The organism is Janthinobacterium sp. GW456P (genome assembly GCF_002127655.1).
Classification (GTDB): domain Bacteria; phylum Pseudomonadota; class Gammaproteobacteria; order Burkholderiales; family Burkholderiaceae_D; genus Janthinobacterium.
The window spans coordinates 75,849-92,489 of the sequence record NZ_NEHB01000029.1 but is presented as its reverse complement, the minus strand read 5'-3'; the positions used below and the strand labels follow the sequence as shown (position 1 = coordinate 92,489).

8 protein-coding genes and 1 pseudogene are annotated in these 16,641 nt (G+C 65.8%); 5 read left to right on the top strand and 4 right to left on the bottom strand.

All coding sequences use genetic code 11. The features are described from left to right. From CBW66_RS22610 to CBW66_RS22600, 4 genes and pseudogenes are all read right to left on the bottom strand, one after another. The coding region (locus CBW66_RS22610; RefSeq protein WP_253250918.1) for a YDG domain-containing protein at positions 1 to 962 on the bottom strand (962 nt) is incomplete at its 3' end. Further along, entirely contained in the window at positions 941 to 1,687 is a 747-nt protein-coding gene (locus tag CBW66_RS29085; RefSeq protein WP_172402988.1) for a YDG domain-containing protein, read from the bottom strand. The genes CBW66_RS22610 and CBW66_RS29085, both read right to left, overlap by 22 nt. 61 nt (positions 1,688 to 1,748) lie before the next feature. Further along, positions 1,749 to 8,954: pseudogene (locus tag CBW66_RS22605) on the bottom strand (YDG domain-containing protein); the annotation flags it as partial. 41 nt (positions 8,955 to 8,995) lie between these two features. Beyond that, a complete protein-coding gene (locus CBW66_RS22600; RefSeq protein ID WP_230492116.1) occupies positions 8,996 to 10,540 on the bottom strand; it encodes a ShlB/FhaC/HecB family hemolysin secretion/activation protein in 1,545 nt (514 codons plus the stop codon). Positions 10,541 to 11,025: 485 nt separating this feature from the next. Between CBW66_RS22600 and hpaR the strand changes: the two genes are divergently transcribed. The 5 genes from hpaR to CBW66_RS22575 all read left to right on the top strand — a co-directional run bounded on the left by hpaR (position 11,026) and on the right by CBW66_RS22575 (position 16,545). Then, a complete protein-coding gene (hpaR, locus tag CBW66_RS22595) occupies positions 11,026 to 11,481 on the top strand; it encodes a homoprotocatechuate degradation operon regulator HpaR (RefSeq protein WP_230492117.1) in 456 nt (151 codons plus the stop codon). Between the two features lie 315 nt (positions 11,482 to 11,796). Further along, on the top strand, positions 11,797 to 12,963 hold the full coding sequence (locus CBW66_RS22590) for a porin (RefSeq protein ID WP_230492118.1): 1,167 nt from the start codon (positions 11,797 to 11,799) through the stop codon (positions 12,961 to 12,963). Positions 12,964 to 12,991: 28 nt separating this feature from the next. Then, positions 12,992 to 13,516, top strand: a complete 525-nt coding sequence (locus tag CBW66_RS22585) for a sorbitol dehydrogenase family protein (protein WP_230492119.1) — start codon at positions 12,992 to 12,994, stop codon at positions 13,514 to 13,516. A gap of 9 nt (positions 13,517 to 13,525) precedes the next feature. Continuing rightward, positions 13,526 to 15,136 carry a GMC family oxidoreductase gene (locus CBW66_RS22580; RefSeq protein ID WP_086139252.1) on the top strand — a complete coding sequence of 537 codons (1,611 nt, stop codon included), beginning with the start codon at positions 13,526 to 13,528 and terminating at the stop codon, positions 15,134 to 15,136. Beyond that, entirely contained in the window at positions 15,133 to 16,545 is a 1,413-nt protein-coding gene (locus CBW66_RS22575) for a cytochrome c (protein ID WP_086139251.1), read from the top strand. Before CBW66_RS22580 ends, CBW66_RS22575 begins: the two co-directional genes overlap by 4 nt. Positions 16,546 to 16,641: the final 96 nt, after the last annotated feature.

Here is a 16,641-nt window from a genome sequence, read left to right as displayed (position 1 = left end):
CTGAAGGCGGCATTCGTCACCGTGTCGCCGCCGACGAGGGCGGCCGACAGGGCCGACAGGTTGCCGCTGGTGATGGTGTAGGCCAGGTTGCCGTCGTAGACCTTGCTGATGGATGGCGCGGTCAATGTGATGGTTTTCGGCGTGATCATGCCCGTGCCCGTGGCGCTGGTGGGCAGCAGGTAATTGCCATATGACGTGCCTGCGCCGGCCGTGAAATCCTCGGACGACAGCGTCGTGCTGACCGTGCGGCTGCCCGCGTTGCGGCTGTCGAAGGTGCCCGTGGTCTTGTTCACGCTGAACGATTCGCCCGCCACCAGGCCATTCAGGGCGTAGCTGCCGAGCACGATCTGCGCAGCGGTGCCGCCATCGTACACGCGTGTGAAGGCCGTCACGGGATGCAGGGTCAGCTGGGCGGGCGTGATGCTGCCCGTCAGTTCGGGCGCCTGGCCTATCGTGTAATTGCTGTCGCTGGAGGTCAAGCCGCTGACCGTGATGGCCTTGCCCATGCCAGCGTTCTTGTTGGCGAACTGGCCCGTGCCGGTGCCCAGCACGGTGACGCTCTCGCTACCCAGGCCGAAGACGATGGGTGTGCCTGCCAGGGTGATGCCCGTCGTGCCGTCATAGGCCTTGCTCACGCCCGAATTCAGGCCGAACAATTCCAGCACGGCCGGCGTGATGGTGGCCGTCAGGCCCGTCGGCTGCAGCAGGAGGTAGTTGCYGTCTTCCATCGTGTAGCCGGTGACGGTGACGGCCTTGTTGCTGCCCGCGTTCTTGTCGGCGAACAGGCCCGTGCCCGTACCCGTGACGGTGACCACGTCGYTCCCCAGCGCCTGCACGGTGGGCGTACCCGTGATCAGGGCGTTGCGCGTCGTGTCGTAATTGCGGCTCTGCGCGCTGATCCCCGTCACTTGCAGCAGGGCGGGCGTGATGCTGGCCGTCGTCAGGGCGCTGGTGTTTTCCACGATGTANGGTAGTTGCCGTCTTCCTTCGTGTAGCCGGTGACGGTGACGGCCTTGTTGCTGCCCGCGTTCTTGTCGGCGAACAGGCCCTTGCCCGTACCCGTGACGGTGACCACGTCGTTCCCCAGCGCCTGCACGGTGGGCGTACCCGTGATCAGGGCGTTGCGCGTCGTGTCGTAATTGCGGCTCTGCGCGCTGATCCCCGTCACTTGCAGCAGGGCGGGCGTGATGCTGGCCGTCGTCAGGGCGCTGGTGTTTTCCACGATGTAGTTGCCGGCATCCGCGCCGGCGGCGGCGATGCCGCTGACGGTGACGGTTTTATTGACGCCCACGTTCTTGTTGGCGAAGCTGGCGGCGGCGTTCGTCACGTCGAGCAGGTCGCCGGCCACGCGGTCRTCGCCCAGCGTGACGCTGGCATTCGTGGTGGTGTCGTAGACGCGGCCGATGCCCGTCGCCTGCACGGTGAGGATGCGCGGCGTGATGSTGCTGCTGCTGTTGCCGGCCAGGCTGACGCTGTAGTTGCCGCCGCCATTGCCGTCGCTGAGCGTGGCGCTATCGAAGTTGACTACCTTGTTGCCATTGCCGGCGTTCTTGCCGGCATAGCTGAAGGCGGCATTCGTCACCGTGTCGCCGCCGACGAGGGCGGCCGACAGGGCCGACAGGTTGCCGCTGGTGATGGTGTAGGCCAGGTTGCCGTCGTAGACCTTGCTGATGGATGGCGCGGTCAATGTGATGGTTTTCGGCGTGATCANTGGTGCTGCTGCTGTTGCCGGCCAGGCTGACGCTGTAGTTGCCGCCGCCATTGCCGTCGCTGAGCGTGGCGCTATCGAAGTTGACTACCTTGTTGCCATTGCCGGCGTTCTTGCCGGCATAGCTGAAGGCGGCATTCGTCACCGTGTCGCCGCCGACGAGGGCGGCCGACAGGGCCGACAGGTTGCCGCTGGTGATGGTGTAGGCCAGGTTGCCGTCGTAGACCTTGCTGATGGATGGCGCGGTCAATGTGATGGTTTTCGGCGTGATCAYGCCCGTGCCCGTGGCGCTGGTGGGCAGCAGGTAATTGYCATATGACGTGCCTGCGCCGGCCGTGAAATCCTCGGACGACAGCGTCGTGCTGACCGTGCGGCTGCCCGCGTTGCGGCTGTCGAAGTTGCCCGTGATCTTGTTCACGCTGAACGATTCGCCGGCCACCAGGCCATCGAGCGCATAGTTGGCGCCCGTCAGGCTGGTCGTGGTCGTGCCGTTGTAGACACGGCCGATGCTGCCCGCAAGGCTGGCCGTCAAGGTCCTGGCCGTGATGCTGGCAACGCCGCTGGCCGAGGAAGGCAGCGCGTAGTTCGACAAGGTGGTGCCGGCACCGGCCGTGAAGTCGCCGGCCGACAGGCCTGCCGTCACGCTGTTCGCACTGGCCACATTGGCGGAATTGTAGCTGCCGGCCGTTTGCGTGATGCTGGCCGACTGGCCGCCGATGAAGCCGGCGAAGTTGTAGTTGGCGCCGCCCAGCAGCGCCGCCGTCGTGCCGTCGTAGGTCTTGACGATGGCGCCCGTCAGGCTGGCCGTCAGGGTCTTGGGCGTGATGACGGCGGCGCCGCTGGCGCTCGTCGGCAGGATGTAATTGCTGAGCAAGGTGCCGCCGCCGGCCGTGAAGTCGCCGGCTGACAGCAGGGCGCTGACGCTGCTGGCGCCCGCCACGTCGCTGGAATTGTACAGGCCCGCCACCTGGCCGACCGTGGCCGACTGGCCTCCGGCAAAGCCTTGCAGCTGGTAATTACCGGCGGACAGGGTGGCATTCGCGTTGCCGTCGTAGATTTTGCTCGGCGTGCCGATCACCACGGCCGTCAGCGCCTTCGGCGTGATGCTGCCCGTGCCGCTGGCCGCGACGGGCAGGTTGTAGTTGCTGGCCAGGGTGCCCGCGCCAGCCGTGAAGTTGCCGGCCGAGAGCAGGGCGTTGACGGCGTAGCTGCCGACGTTGATGCCGCCGTACAGGCCGCTTGATGATACGATGAAGGAATCGCCGCCGACCAGGCCGTTCAGCACATAGTCGCTGTTGGACAGGCTGGCCACGTTGCTGCCGTCATACTGCTTGCTGACGGGGTTCAGCGAGGCCGTCAGGGTTTTCTTTTGTACCGTCAGGGTGCGCGGTGTGTTGCTGCCCAGCGCCACGGCATAGCCGTTGTTGCCCGTCACGCCGCCAAGGTTGACGGTGATCGCATACGGGCTGCCCGCGGCGCCGGCGGTGGCGGCCGCGCCGGCGGACGTGGCCGTGACGGCGCCGGACAGGGCGGTCGAAACCGTGTCGCCCAGGTAGGCGCCCGCCACAGCGCCCTGCGCGCCGGACAGGCTGATGACCTGGTCCGCCAGGGCCGTGCCCGTGGCAAGGTCGTCGCCGTAGGTCTTGCTGACGTTTTGCGTGTTGACGGTGATGGTGGGCTGGTAGGTGAACAGGTAGCGGTTGCCCGTCTGCGTGGCATCGCTGCCCGTGTAGCTGCTGTTCCAGATGGCCGTATTATTGCTGTCGAGGTTGCCGAACGTGCTGGTGCCCGGCGCGTTCGCATACACGAGCCAGCGCGCGCCTGGGTCGGACAGGGCGATGCTGGCGGCGCCATTGCCGGAATTATTGTTGAAATTGCCTTTCGCCGCCAGGGTCACGGCCGTGCCGGCGCCGCTGGCGCTCAGGATGGCGCCGCTGTTCAGCGTCACGTCGGCGCCGATGCCGCGGTAGCCCACGTCAAAGCCGCAGCAATTGGCGCTCAGGTCGGGCAGGTCGGCCAGCGTGCCGGCGCCGTTGCCCTGGTTGAGCAGCTTGATGCTGGCCGCCGTGATGCTGTTGACGCTGATCGAGCCGGCCATATGGTTGCTCTTGTCGCTGCCGTCGGCCATCAGCATCGAGACATGGCCCGTGCCCGCGTCGATCACGGCGGGCGCGCCCTGCGCATTGCTGCCCATGCTGATGGTGGCGATGCCTGCGTCGCGGTAGGCATCCTTGACGCCGTTGGCCAGGCTGTCGTTGGCGATCAGGTTCAGGTCGCGGTTGCCCGTGATGATGTCGCCCAGCACGGCGATGCTGCGCCCCGCCTGCATGGTCAGCGCGCCGCCGGCCACGCCGCCGCTGGCGTCGATGCCGCTCTTGACGAAAATATCATTATTTGCCTGCAGGGTTACGCTGGTGCCGGTGCGCAAGACGCCGGCGATGTAATCGGGCGTCATGGCCTGCGTCGCGCCTTCGGCGTCGCCGTAGCCGGTGGCGCCCGGCAGCCACATGGGAGTGGCGGACGGCATGCTGGACGAGACGAGTATCACGTGGCCGTTATCGCCGGCGAAGGTGACGAAGGCGGTATTGCTGCTGGCCAGCGACATGTTCGGGTAAGTGCCGAGTCCGCCCCAGAAGCGGCCGTTCGGATTGCCGACCCCCGCGTTGTCCGGTCCCACCACGCCCGTCAGGGGGGCGCTGGCGTTGCTGATGAAATTGACGGCGCCGGCGCCGCAATTCCAGTCCGGCGAGATGATGAAATAGCCTGGATTGGCATAATCGGCGGTGGTGCCGTAGTACGAGGCCAGCTGAATGCCGCTGCCCACGTAATCGTTGACATGGCTGCCGACCATGGCGTTGGCGGCCGACTGGATGTTCTGGTTGCCTTGCGCCGCATAGTCGTTCAGCCTGCCCGTGTTGCCGTCGACCCAGCTGACGGCGCCCGCGTTGACGATGCCGTTGATGTCGCGGTTCGGGTTGGCCACTAGGTAATGACCGTTGATCAGCACTGCGTAATAGCTGCCCAGCGCATCGCCGGCTTTTTCGCCTACGATGCTGTTATTTCTGCCGATCACGCCGCTGACGCCGGCCGCGCCGCTACCCCAGGTGACGGCGCCGGCCGTCGCGTTGGCGGCATTGGCCCAGTTCGTGCTCAGGGCGATATAGTTGCCCGTATAGCGGTTGATATTGTTGACGGCATCGTAGTTGTACAGGTAATCGACATAGGAACCCACATTGTCGTTGGCCTGGGTGCCGACCAGGCTGTTGGCGGCGGAAACGATGTTGCGGCTGCCCTGGGCCGCATAGTCGGACAGGCGGCCCGTGCTGCCATTGACCCACGTCAGCGCGCCGGCGCCCGTGGCGGCGCCGTTGTCCCAGTACTGATTCTGGATCAGGTAGCTGCCGGACACCGCCAGCGGCGTGATGGTCCAGTCCTTGCTGTCGTTGGCTTTCAGGCCCAGCACGCTGTTGGCGTTGGAAACCGTGCCCGTCAGCGGCCCCGTGCCGCTGCCCCAGGTGACGGCGCCCGCGTCGGCCAGCGCGCCATTGTCCCAAAGAATGCTGGAAACGAGATAGTTGCCGCTATACAGCTGCTTGCCGTTGCTGTCGTAACCGGCCAGCAAGGCCGTCACGCCATTCACATTGTTCTTGGCCGTGCCCACGCGGTCGTCCGTGACGCTGCCGACCAGGCTGTTGGCGGCCGAGACGGCGCCCACGGTGGGCGCACCGTTGCCATCGCTCCAGGTGACGGCGCCCGCGCGCAGCGCCGCGCCATTGCGCCAGTAGCTGCTGGCGGTGACGAAATTGCCGTTCGATAGCGCGGTGACGCCATTGCCTATCGCGTCCTGGTGGCTGGTGCCGCCGTTGACGGGGTTGGTGACGATGTCGGAGGGCACCACGAAGCCGCCGATGAAGTCGGCGACATTGCTGCCGATGAAGCTGTTGGCCGCGCTGATCGTGTGGCCGCCATCGACGGTGGCGCCGGTGGCGCCGCTGCTCCAGGTGACGGCGCCGCGCGTGCCGTTCCACATGGGGCTGGCCACGGCGTAGTTGCCATTCGAGAGCAGACTGATCGACGTTCCTTCCTGCAGCACGGGCACGGGATTGTTGGTCTGGTAACTATTGTACTGGTAGGAGCCGATGCGGTCGCCACTGAAGCTGCCGACCAGGCTGTTGGCGGCCGAGACGGCGCCCAAGGTGGGGCTGGCGCCGCTGTTCCACGTCACCGCGCCGGCGCTGGCGTTGCCGCCATTGGCCCAGTAGGGACTCAGGGCCAGGTAATTGCCATTGCCGACGAGGGCCAGGATGCCGCCCGCGCCCACGCGGTCATTGACCTGGCTGCCGACCAGGCTGTTGCCGGCACCGACCGTGCCATCCTGGCTGGCCTTGCTCAAGCCCGTCGTGCCATCGACGAGGGTGGAAGCGCCCCGCGTGCCGTTCCAGTTCGGGCTCGATACCACGTAATCGTTGTTGTCGAGCACAGTGACGGCTTTGCTGCCGATGCTGTCGCCCGTGGTGGAGCCGATCAGGCCGTTGGCCACGACGGCATTCTTGACGTTCGTGCCGTAAGCCACCCAGGTGGCGGCGCCGCGTGCACTGTTCCAGCCGGGGCTGCTGATCACATAGGCGTTGTTGTTACCCAGCAAGGTGACGCCGCCGGACGACAGCGCGTCGGAGGCGCCGCCGACGAGGCTGTTGGCAGCCGAGACGAGGCCCGTCACGGCGTTGACGCCGTCAAACGAGGCCACCATGCCGGCGCTGTTGTTCCAGTCCGAGCCGTAGATGAGGAATTGCGAACCGCTGAGGGCCTGGAAGTATTTGCCGACCTTGTCCGTGCCAGTGCCATTGCCCGTGGCGTCGAAGCGCGCGCTGTCGCCCACGAGGCTGTTGGCCGCGCCCACCACGCCCGTCAGCGCACTGCTGCCGGAACCGAAGGTGACGGCGCCCACGCCCTTGTTCCAGGCCGAGTTCACCAGCACATAGTTATCATTGGGCAAAAGGTTAATGCTGCCGCCCACCTGGTCGCCGAATTTGTACTGCTTGTAGCCATCTGCAGGCACGATGGTCATCGGCGTGCCGCCCACCAGGCTGTTGCCGGCGCTGACGACGCCGGCCACGCCCGTGCCGCCGTCGCCGAAGGTGAGCGCGCCGCGCGAATCGGACCAGCTGCCCGTGCCCACCAGGTAGTTGCCGTTCGATAGGGTCTTGATGGCGCTGCCGCCCACATTGTCCGAGGTGGCGTAGCCCTGGCTGCTCAAGTGCGTGCCCGTACTGCCCACCAGACTGTTGGTGGCCGACACGGCTTGCGCGCCCGCGCCCCAGCCTGTCGTACCGTTGCCCCAGGTGACGGCGCCCTTGCCGTTGTCCCACAGATTGCTGCTGACGACGAAATTGCCATTGGCCAGAGAGGTGACGGCATAGCTGCCCACCTTGTCGCCCGCATGCGTGCCGTACAGCGTCGAGATCAGCGCCTGGTCGCTCTGGCGGAACAGGTAGGCGGCGCCGGAGCCGGTGGCGCCCAGGTTGTCGTCGGGATTCGTGATGACGACATAGCCGGTGCGCGTGATGGTGGTGCCCGCCGTGGTGGTCAGCGCCGTGGTGGTCTTGCCGAAGCTGCCGCCCGCCGTGGGGTGGGGATCGACGAATTCCAGCTGTCCCGACAGCTGGCTGTCGATGTAAATGTCTTTCGGGTCCAGCAGCAGGGTGCCGGACTTGCCGTAGCGCGCGTAGCCGTTGGCCGTGCCGCCGAAATGCAGGGTCTGCTTGCCGGACACTTCCATGATGCCGCCGTCGCCGCCCCAGGCGCCGCCGCGCGCGCCGATGTCGCCGCCGAACACGGTTTTCTCTTCCGACCAGACCACCACCTTGCCGCCGTTGCCCGCGCCGGTGGCGTCCGCGTTCAGGCGCACGCCCTTGCCGACGGTGGTGTTGACGGCATTGCGGATGGCCGTGTTCCGGCCCTGGTAATCGCCGCCGATGAGGATGGTGCCGCCGCCGGACGCACCCGTGGCGCTGACGCTGGCGCCCATCAGGGCCACGTCGCGGGCCGTGATGACGACCTTGCCGCCATGCTCGCCATCGGCCTGGTAGCGGCCGGATGTGTAGATCTTGCCGGCGCCGCCATCGATGGCGATGCTGCCGCCGCCTTGCGCCGACACGGTGGCGCTGGCCGTTTCCACCAGGCCGTTGGCCAGGGTGCTGCCGATGGCGCCGCCGCCATCGGCGCGCAAGCCGCCCGCGTTGAGCATGCGGTCGCCCGCGATGGCGATGCTGCCCCCCTGGCTGCCCGACACGTCAAGGCTGCCGCCATTCTCGACCAGGCCGGAACTGTCGAGCACGATTTTGCCGCCGCGCGCGGCCAGGCCCGTCGCTTCCAGGGCGCCGCTGTTGCGCACCACGCCGCCCTGCAGCTGGTTGGCGGCCTGGGCCGACATGATGATGAGACCGCCCGGCGCATGCACGGCCGCGCCGTTTTCCACCAGCGCGGCGATGGCCGAGGGCGACACCAGCACGCCGGCCAGGGTGCGGCTGTCGGAAAACTGCAGCGCGATCTGTTCGCCGGCCGCCATGGCCACCGTGCCGGCCTGGGCGATGACGATGCCGTTGTTGCGCACCTGCGGCGCCAGCATGGCGATGTAGCCGCCCAGTCCGGCCTGCAGGTTGCCGTCGTTGACGACCGCGCCCGTGGCGCCATTGCGCGTGAACGTATTGCTGCCTGCCATGAAGTCGGCCGTGCTCATCGTGTGCGTGGTGGCCACCAGGCCGCCCACGCTGACGGACGCGGTGGGGCTGAAGTACACGCCGTTCGGATTGCTGAGGAAGACCTGACCATTGGCCGTGATGCGGCCGAAGATCTGGCTGGCCTGGCTGTCCTGCACCCGGTTCAGGGTCACGGCGGCGCTGTTGGGTTGCTGGAAATTGACTTGCGCCTGGGCGCCCACGTTGAAAGTCTGCCAGTCGATGGCGCCGCGCTGGCTGGCCTGGTTGATGCTCATCTGCGCGCCCGCCTGGGCGATATTGACGGTGCCGCCCGTCACCTGGCCGCCCGTCGGCAGCTGGTTCGGCGCGGGCGGCGCGGCCCACGCGGCCGGTGCCAGGCCGAGGCCGGCGAACAGGGCGGCCATGAAGGCGCCGCGCCCGCTGCGCTTGCCCCGTCCGCGCGTGTTTTCCGCGACGGCGATCCAGGCGCCTTGCGCCTCGCTCCAGATCAGGCGGTAGAAGCGATTGATGGTGGCATGTCCGCTCATGATGACAATCTCCGTTTCGATTCAGGCACAGCGTGGTGGGTTCAGAAGGGCAGCGAGGCTTGCAGCCAGAAGCGATTCTTGCGCAGCGATCCGTCCTGGTCGCTGCCGTTCAGGTTGGGGTTGGGATTGCTGCCGATGCGCCGCGCCCAGGCCGCCTTGAGGTTCAGGCGAAAGCTGCTGGTCCAGCTGACGGCCAGGCCAGCGCCCTTCAGGCTGTAGCCGTTCACGTGGGCGGCGCCGTTGATGTCGTTGTCATGGTTGACCTTGACGTGGCCCCAGTCGTAAAAGCCCGTCAGGTTGACGTCGGCCGGCAGGCGCCAGCGCAATTCCAGGTTCAGTAGCTGGCCATCGCTGCCGCCCGCTTCGCTGGCCGGGTAGGCGCGCACGCCGTAATTGCCGCCCAAATAGAATTTTTCCGAAGAATCGAGGTTCTTGCTTGCCTGCTGGCCGCTCAGTGCGCCATACAGGGACAGCGTTTCCGTCAGCGCCTGCTGGCGGCTGGCGTAGTAGCGCAGCTTGGTGAAATTGCCGGCCGCACGTGTGGTGGCCGCATCGGCCAGCTGGTTCGGCGAGCCGTCCAGGTCCAGTTTGCCGTGCACGACGCTGAGGCTGGCCGCGTTCGCACCGCCACCGCCCAGGCTGTCGAACAGGTTGCCGGTCAGGCCGGCCGAGAAGGCGCGGATCTTGTAGTTGCTGCTGGTGACGCCGTTGGCGGCGTTGTCGAAGCGCTTGTCGTCGTAATTGAGCTGCAGATACAGGTTGCGCAGGCGCGAACGCAGCAGCGGATAGCTGGCGTCCACGCCGGCCGTGTTGGAACTGCCCTTGGCGTGCAGCGCGGCAAATTCGTCCGCCGTCAGCCGGTACGACAGGTGCGAGCCGCTGACGCCCGCGCGCCAGCCATCGCTGCTCAGCGGCAGGCTGTAGGCGAGGCGGACATAATCGCTGCCTTCCGAGTGGATCAGGTTGGCAACGAGCTGGTCGCCCAGATGCAAGGGGCTGTTGATGGCCAGGTTGAGTGCCGCGCGCGCCGCGCCCGTGGAGCGGTTGCCCGTGTTGTCGACGCCGGCGTCGCCCGTCAGCAGCGGTTCGTCGCCCAGCTTCATGACCAGGTCGGTTTCCGTCTCGCGCTGGCCGGCGGCCAGGTTGCCGGCTGCCGTCACGCCCGGCAAGTCGTCGATGACGAGCAGGGCGCGATCGAGGGCGTCGGCGTTCAGCGGTGCGCCGATGGGCTGGGCGCGCGTGACGTAGGGCGTGATGCGTTCGAGCGGCATGCGCTGCGTGGGCGCCGTGCCGGGCTGGGTGCGCACACCGCCGAAGACGGCTTCGACAATCTGGATGGTGACGATGCCGCCGTCGATTTCCTGGCGCGGCAGGTAGGCGCGCACAATCCAGCCGGCCTGGCGGTAGGCGGCCGCCACGGCCAGCGCCGCGTTCTGCAAGTCCTGGAAGGCGAGGGGGCGGTCCAGATAGGGCGCCACGGCCTGCTGCAGCACGGCGTCGCTCAGCAGGGTATTGCCCTGGAAGCGGAAACGTTGCACGGTCACCGCCATGCCGGGCATCTCCTGCATGGCGGGCGGCGCCGGCATTAATTCCTGGGGGGACTTTTTCGGTAATGCGGGAGCGCGGCCTTTTTCTATCTGCTGCAATAAGGAGCCCGCATCGGGAGCCACCTGGGCATACGCGGCGTTAATTGAGCTGAGCAATATGGTGATAATAAGATGATCGCAAGGTTTCATGATGTCCGCTGTCAAGAATTATCGGCAACCGCGCCCCGTTGGCGCTATTCTGCTTGGTTAAGTGCGATTCTAAGACCGTTATAGCCCGGTTTTATTTCTTCACGAAAATAATAAAAAATCGCGCAACAGATTATTAATTGTGTCGCAATAATTTGACGGGAAAATGCATGCGGATATATTCATTGAAGAAGAATAAGTTAATGCCGGATTAAATATCAAAGGCATAGTCACACATTATCACGCGATGTAAATGGCGAAAAATATGCGATGCCTGGCCGCCGGGCTGCGCGGCCCCGTATAATTGCCAGGCTTTCATCTCATTTCAGGAGTTCCGCTTGCAGCTACCGATCCGTTATCCGAACATGCCGCAACTGCTGCTGAAGGCCCGCGACAGCCTGCTCCAGCATTTCCGCCCCATCCTCAACCACTTCGGCGTGACGGAGCAGCAGTGGCGCATCATGCGCGCGCTGAACGAAAGCCCGACCCTGGAACCGCGCGAGCTGTGCGAGATCTGCCAGATTTCCAGTCCCAGCATGAGCGGCATCCTGGCGCGCATGGAAGAAATCGGCCTGATCGGGCGCAGCAAGTTCGAAGGCGACCAGCGCCGCCGCAAGGTGCACCTGTCGGAAGCGGGCGCCAGCCTGCTGCTGCAAATGGGTAAACTGATCGACCTGCAGTATGCCCACCTCGAAGCGGCCTACGGCAAGCAAGTGTTCGAAGACATGCGCCGCGCCCTGGAAGCGTTCATTGCCCTCGAAACCCTGCCGGTGGCGCCCGCCATCCTGCGCTGACCGTCCCGCCTTTCCCCGTTTTTCCGCCTGTCTGATTAGCCACCGGGCGCGTGTTTTTCGACACGCGCCGCCGCTGCTTTCCCCATGCCAGTTCCGCATATGCTCGCAGCCTGCCGGGCGCGCGCCCGCGCGCCTGCCGGTTTTGCTATAAGACTATGCCTTATAGTTAATTACTTACATGTGAGTAAATAAGCGTATAATTTGCTCCACTTGATCCAAATCAAGAAGAACAGCGGACGCCCGTATCGATGGATGGGGCGGCAACGGGCGCCACGCCCGTATTTCGCCAGATAAAACAGCAAAGTCAGGAAAAAAATGAACACACCATGCATGCGCGCTGCGGCGCTGGCCGTCTCCACGCTGATCGGCGCAAACGTTTGCGCCCAAAGCAATGTCAGCATCTACGGCGTGGTCGACGCGGCCACCGCCTATACCAGCAACCAGGGCGGCAAGTCGAACACCTATATGCGCAGCGGCAGCTTGTCTGCCAGTAAGATCGGCTTCCAGGGGGTGGAAGACCTGGGCGGCGACCTGAAGGCGCTGTTCCTGCTGGAAAACGGCTTTGAAAGCGACACGGGCGCGCAAAGTTCCGCCAGTTCGCTGTTCAACCGCCAAGCTTATGTGGGCCTGCAATCGACAGCCTACGGCACCCTGACGGCCGGCCGCCAGTACACGCCGTACTACCTGCTGGTCGGTTCCCTGGCGTCGAGCAATGTCTTGACGGGCGCCACCGGTGCCCATCCGGGCGATATCGACGGCCTCGATACCACCGTGCGCATCAGCAATTCCGTCACCTACAGCATGCCCGCCTGGCGCGGCCTGCAGGCCAGCGCGCAGTACGGCTTCGGCGAAGCGGCCGACGGCAATGCCGCGGGCAGCAGCGTCAGCGCCGCCGTCAAGTACAGCAGCTCGCCGGCGCAATTCGCGCTCGGCTACCTGAAGCTGAAAAATGGCGAAAATGCCATGGGCTGGAGCAACAATGCCTCGGGCAGCTTCGGCATTTCCGCCATCAACCAGGGCTACGCCTCGGCCGACAGCATCGAGTACATCGCTGCCAGCGCGCGCTACACGATGGGCAAGTGGATGGTGGGCGCCAACGCCAGCAACGTGCAATACCAGCCGGGCAGCCATTCCACCTTCCGCGACACGGCCATCTTCAACACGGCCGGCCTGATTGCCAGCTACCAGTGGACGCCGCAGTGGTTCCTGAGCGCCGGCTACAGCGACACCTACGCCAGCCGCGCCAACGGCATCGCCGACCGCGCGCGCTACCGCCAGCTGTCGTTCGAGCAGAATTATGCGCTGTCCAAGCGCACGGCGATCTACCTGATCGAAGCGCGCCAGGTGGCGCGCGGCCAGACCCTGGGCCAGGACGGCGCCATGGTCGACGCCGTCGCCTCGGTCGGCGATTCGCAAAACGGCACGCCGTCGTCGAACGGCGGCCAGACGGTCATCATGGTCGGTCTCAAGCATTCTTTCTGAACGGTTGCTGAACTCACGGGAGCTTCAATTGGACGCTACACATCACAAGGAGGGCCGCGGCCCTCTCAATCCCGGCCGCCGCATGGTGCTGGCCGGCTTGCTGTCGGCGTCGGCCGCGGCGCTGATCCCCTGGGCGCTGGCAGAGCCCGTCGCCAATGCGGAGCAGGGCGCCTTCCTGGGCGTGTCGGCCATGCTGGTCGGTCGCCAGGTGCTCGACCCCGTGCTGGCCAGGCGCCTGTATGAGGCACTGGTGGCGCAGGACGCCGCCTTCCCGGCGAACGTGCGCGCGCTGCTGGCCCTGATCAATGCGCAGGGCTTGCAGGCGGCCGGCCTGCAGGAAGCGCTCGATGCGCTCGCTCCCGCCCAGTCGCCGCTGGCGGCCTTGCCGCGCCAGATCGCCAGCGCCTGGTACCTGGGCATCGTCGGCACGGGCGAGGCGGCCGTCTGCGTCGCCTACGAGCAGGCGCTGAATGCGGCCGTCGTGGCCGACGTCCTGAAGCCCCCGACCTATTCCTACGGCGCCTACGGCAGCTGGGCCAGAAAACCAATTTAAGGAGCCATCATGGCTGAAGAACTCTCCGCCGATTACCTCGTGATCGGTTCCGGCATCATCGGCTCGCTGGCCGCGCGCAAGCTGGCGCTGGCCGGCGCCTCGGTGCTGATCCTGGAAGCGGGCCCGCGCGTGTCGCGCGGCGAAATCGTCGCCCGTTTCCGCAACACGACGCGCCGCAGCGACTGGATGTCGCCGTATCCGTCCGTCGCCACGGCGCCGCACCCGATCTACCAGCCCAAGGACAACGGCTACCTGGTGCAGGCCGGCCCGTATCCGTACCCGGCCGAATACATCCGCCAGTTCGGCGGCACCTCGTGGCACTGGGCCGCGCAGGCCTGGCGCAACGTGCCGAACGACTTCCGCATCCACACCCTGTATGGCGTGGGCGTCGACTGGCCCATCAGCTATGAAGACCTGGAGCCGTTCTACCAGGAAGCGGAAGAAATCATGGGCGTCTCCGGTGCCGACAACACGGGGTCGCCGCGCCAGCAGGCCTTCCCGATGGATTCCGTGACGGAGCCGTACGCCATGCGGCGCATCCGCGAACGCCTCGACCCGTCGTTCAAGGTGGTCGGCAACACGGTGGCGCGCAACAGCGTCAGCTACGACGGCCGCCCGGCCTGCTGCGGCAACAACAGCTGCCAGCCGATCTGTCCCATCGATGCGCAATACCACGGCGGCATCGCCGCGCAGCAGGCGGAAGCGGCCGGCGTGAAGATCGTCTGCAATGCCAACGTCTACAAGCTGGAACACGACGCGCAGGGCCGCATCACGGCCGCCCTGTACTACGACGTGGACAAGAACAGCCACCGGGTCACGGCCAAGACCTTTATCCTGGCCGCCAACGGCATCGAAAGCCCCCGCCTGCTGCTCGTTTCCGCCTCGGACAAATACCCGAACGGCCTGGCCAACAGCAGCGACATGGTGGGCCGCAACCTGATGGACCACCCGAGCACCTCGATCACCTTCGACGCCGATGAAGACCTGTGGCTGGGCCGGGGCCCGCAAAGCCCCAATTCCATCAATACCATGCGCGATGGCGACTTCCGCAGCGAACACTCGCCGTACCGCCTCGACTTCACGAACATCTCGCGCGTCGATGGCGCCACCAGGGAGCTGATCGGCAAGGGCGTGTTTGGCGCCGAATTCGAACAGCAGCTGCGTTTCCGCTCGGCGCGCGAAATGAGCCTGAAAAACGTGCTGGAAGTGCTGCCGAACCCGGAAAACCGCATCGCCCTCAGCAGCGAAAAAGATGCCATGGGCATCCCCAAGCCGCAGGCGCACTATGCGATCGACGAGTACACGCGGCGTGGCCACGAGCGCTCGAAGCAGGATTTCGAGCAGATCGCCAAACTGATGGGCGGCACCAACCTGCGCCACAGCAAGGAAGGCGTGTTCGCCAACAACCAGCACATCTGCGGCACCCTGTCGATGGGGGCCGACCCGGCCAAGGCCGTGTGCGACCAGTGGGGCCGCACCTTCGACCATGCCAACCTGTTCCTGTGCAGCACCGGCGTGCTGCCTACGTCGGGCACCTGCAATTCGACGGAAAACGGCCTGGCCGTGGCACTGCGCACCGTCAAGCACATCCTCGACGAACAGCAGGGAGGCACGGCATGATGGCGGCCTTCAGAATGGCGGCCGGCGCCGCCTTGCTGGCACTGGCCTTGCCGGTGCTGGCGGCCGATGCCCCCGGCGCCGACGTGCGGGCGATCGAGCGTGGCCGCTACCTGGCGACCGCCGGCGACTGCATCGCCTGCCACAGCGCGCCGGGCGGCCAGCCGATGGCGGGCGGCCTGGCCCTGGCCACGCCATTGGGCGCCATTGTCGCCACCAACATCACGCCATCAACGACGCATGGCATCGGCAACTACACACTGGCCCAGTTTTCCGACGCGGTGCGCCATGGCGTGCGCGCTGACGGCGCCCACCTGTACCCGGCCATGCCCTACACGGCCTATGCCAAGGTGACGGATGACGACATGGCCGCCCTGTATGCCTACTTCATGCATGGCGTGGCGGCGGTGGACACGGCGCCGGCGATACAGACGGACTTGCCGTTCCCGTTCAATCTCCGCCTGTCGATGGCGGGCTGGAATTGGCTCTTCCTCGATAAAAAACCGTTCGTGGCCGATACGGCGAAAAGCATGGAATGGAACCGCGGCGCCTACCTGGCGCAAGGGCTGGCCCACTGCAGCACCTGCCACACGCCGCGCAACGCGCTGATGGCCGAGCAGTTGTCGAAAGAGCTGGGCGGCGCCGACCTGGGCACCTGGTTTGCGCCGAACATCACGTCGGACGTCAATAGCGGCGTGGGCGGCTGGAGCCAGCAGGAACTGGTCGATTACCTGCGCACGGGCCGCGCGGCCAACAAGGCGCAGGCCGCGGGACCGATGGCCGAAGCCATCGACCATAGCTTGCGGCACCTGAGCGACGCCGACCTGAACGCCATCGCCCACTACATCAAGAGCGTGCCCGCCATCCGCGACAGGGCGGACGTGAAACCGGTGACGCAATGGGGCAAGGCGGGCGACGAGCTGACTGCGATTCGCGGCGTGCCGCTGCCGCAAAACCTGAACAAGATGTCGGGCGCGCAGCTGTACGATGCGCAGTGCGCCAGCTGCCACCAGGCCAGGGGCGAGGGCAGTTTCGACGGCAGCTTGCCGCCCTTGTTCCACAATTCGGTGACGGGCCGCAGCAACAGCAACAACCTGGTGATGGCCATCCTTGATGGGGTGGAGCGGCAGGATGGCAAGGGTAATCATGCTGCCGGCCACGCTATCAGCCATGTCATGCCCGCCTTCCGCCAGACCCTGTCGGACGAGCAGATTGTCACCCTCGGCAATTATGTACAGACAATGTACGGCAATCCTGACGTGAAGGTGACGGCGGAGCAGGTGACGACCCTGCGTAACGGCGGTCCTGCCTCGAACCTGATCGGCCTGGCCCGCGCCACCATCATCGTCGGCGTGCTGGTGCTGCTGGCCTTGCTGCTGTGGTGGCGGGGACGGCGCCGCAAGGCAGCGTAAGCGTCCAACCGCAGCAAAGGCTGGGGCCAGACTGGAAAGTCTGGCCCTTTTTTTCCTCATAATTGCAACTCGTTTGCATATGTGGAACTTATGTAC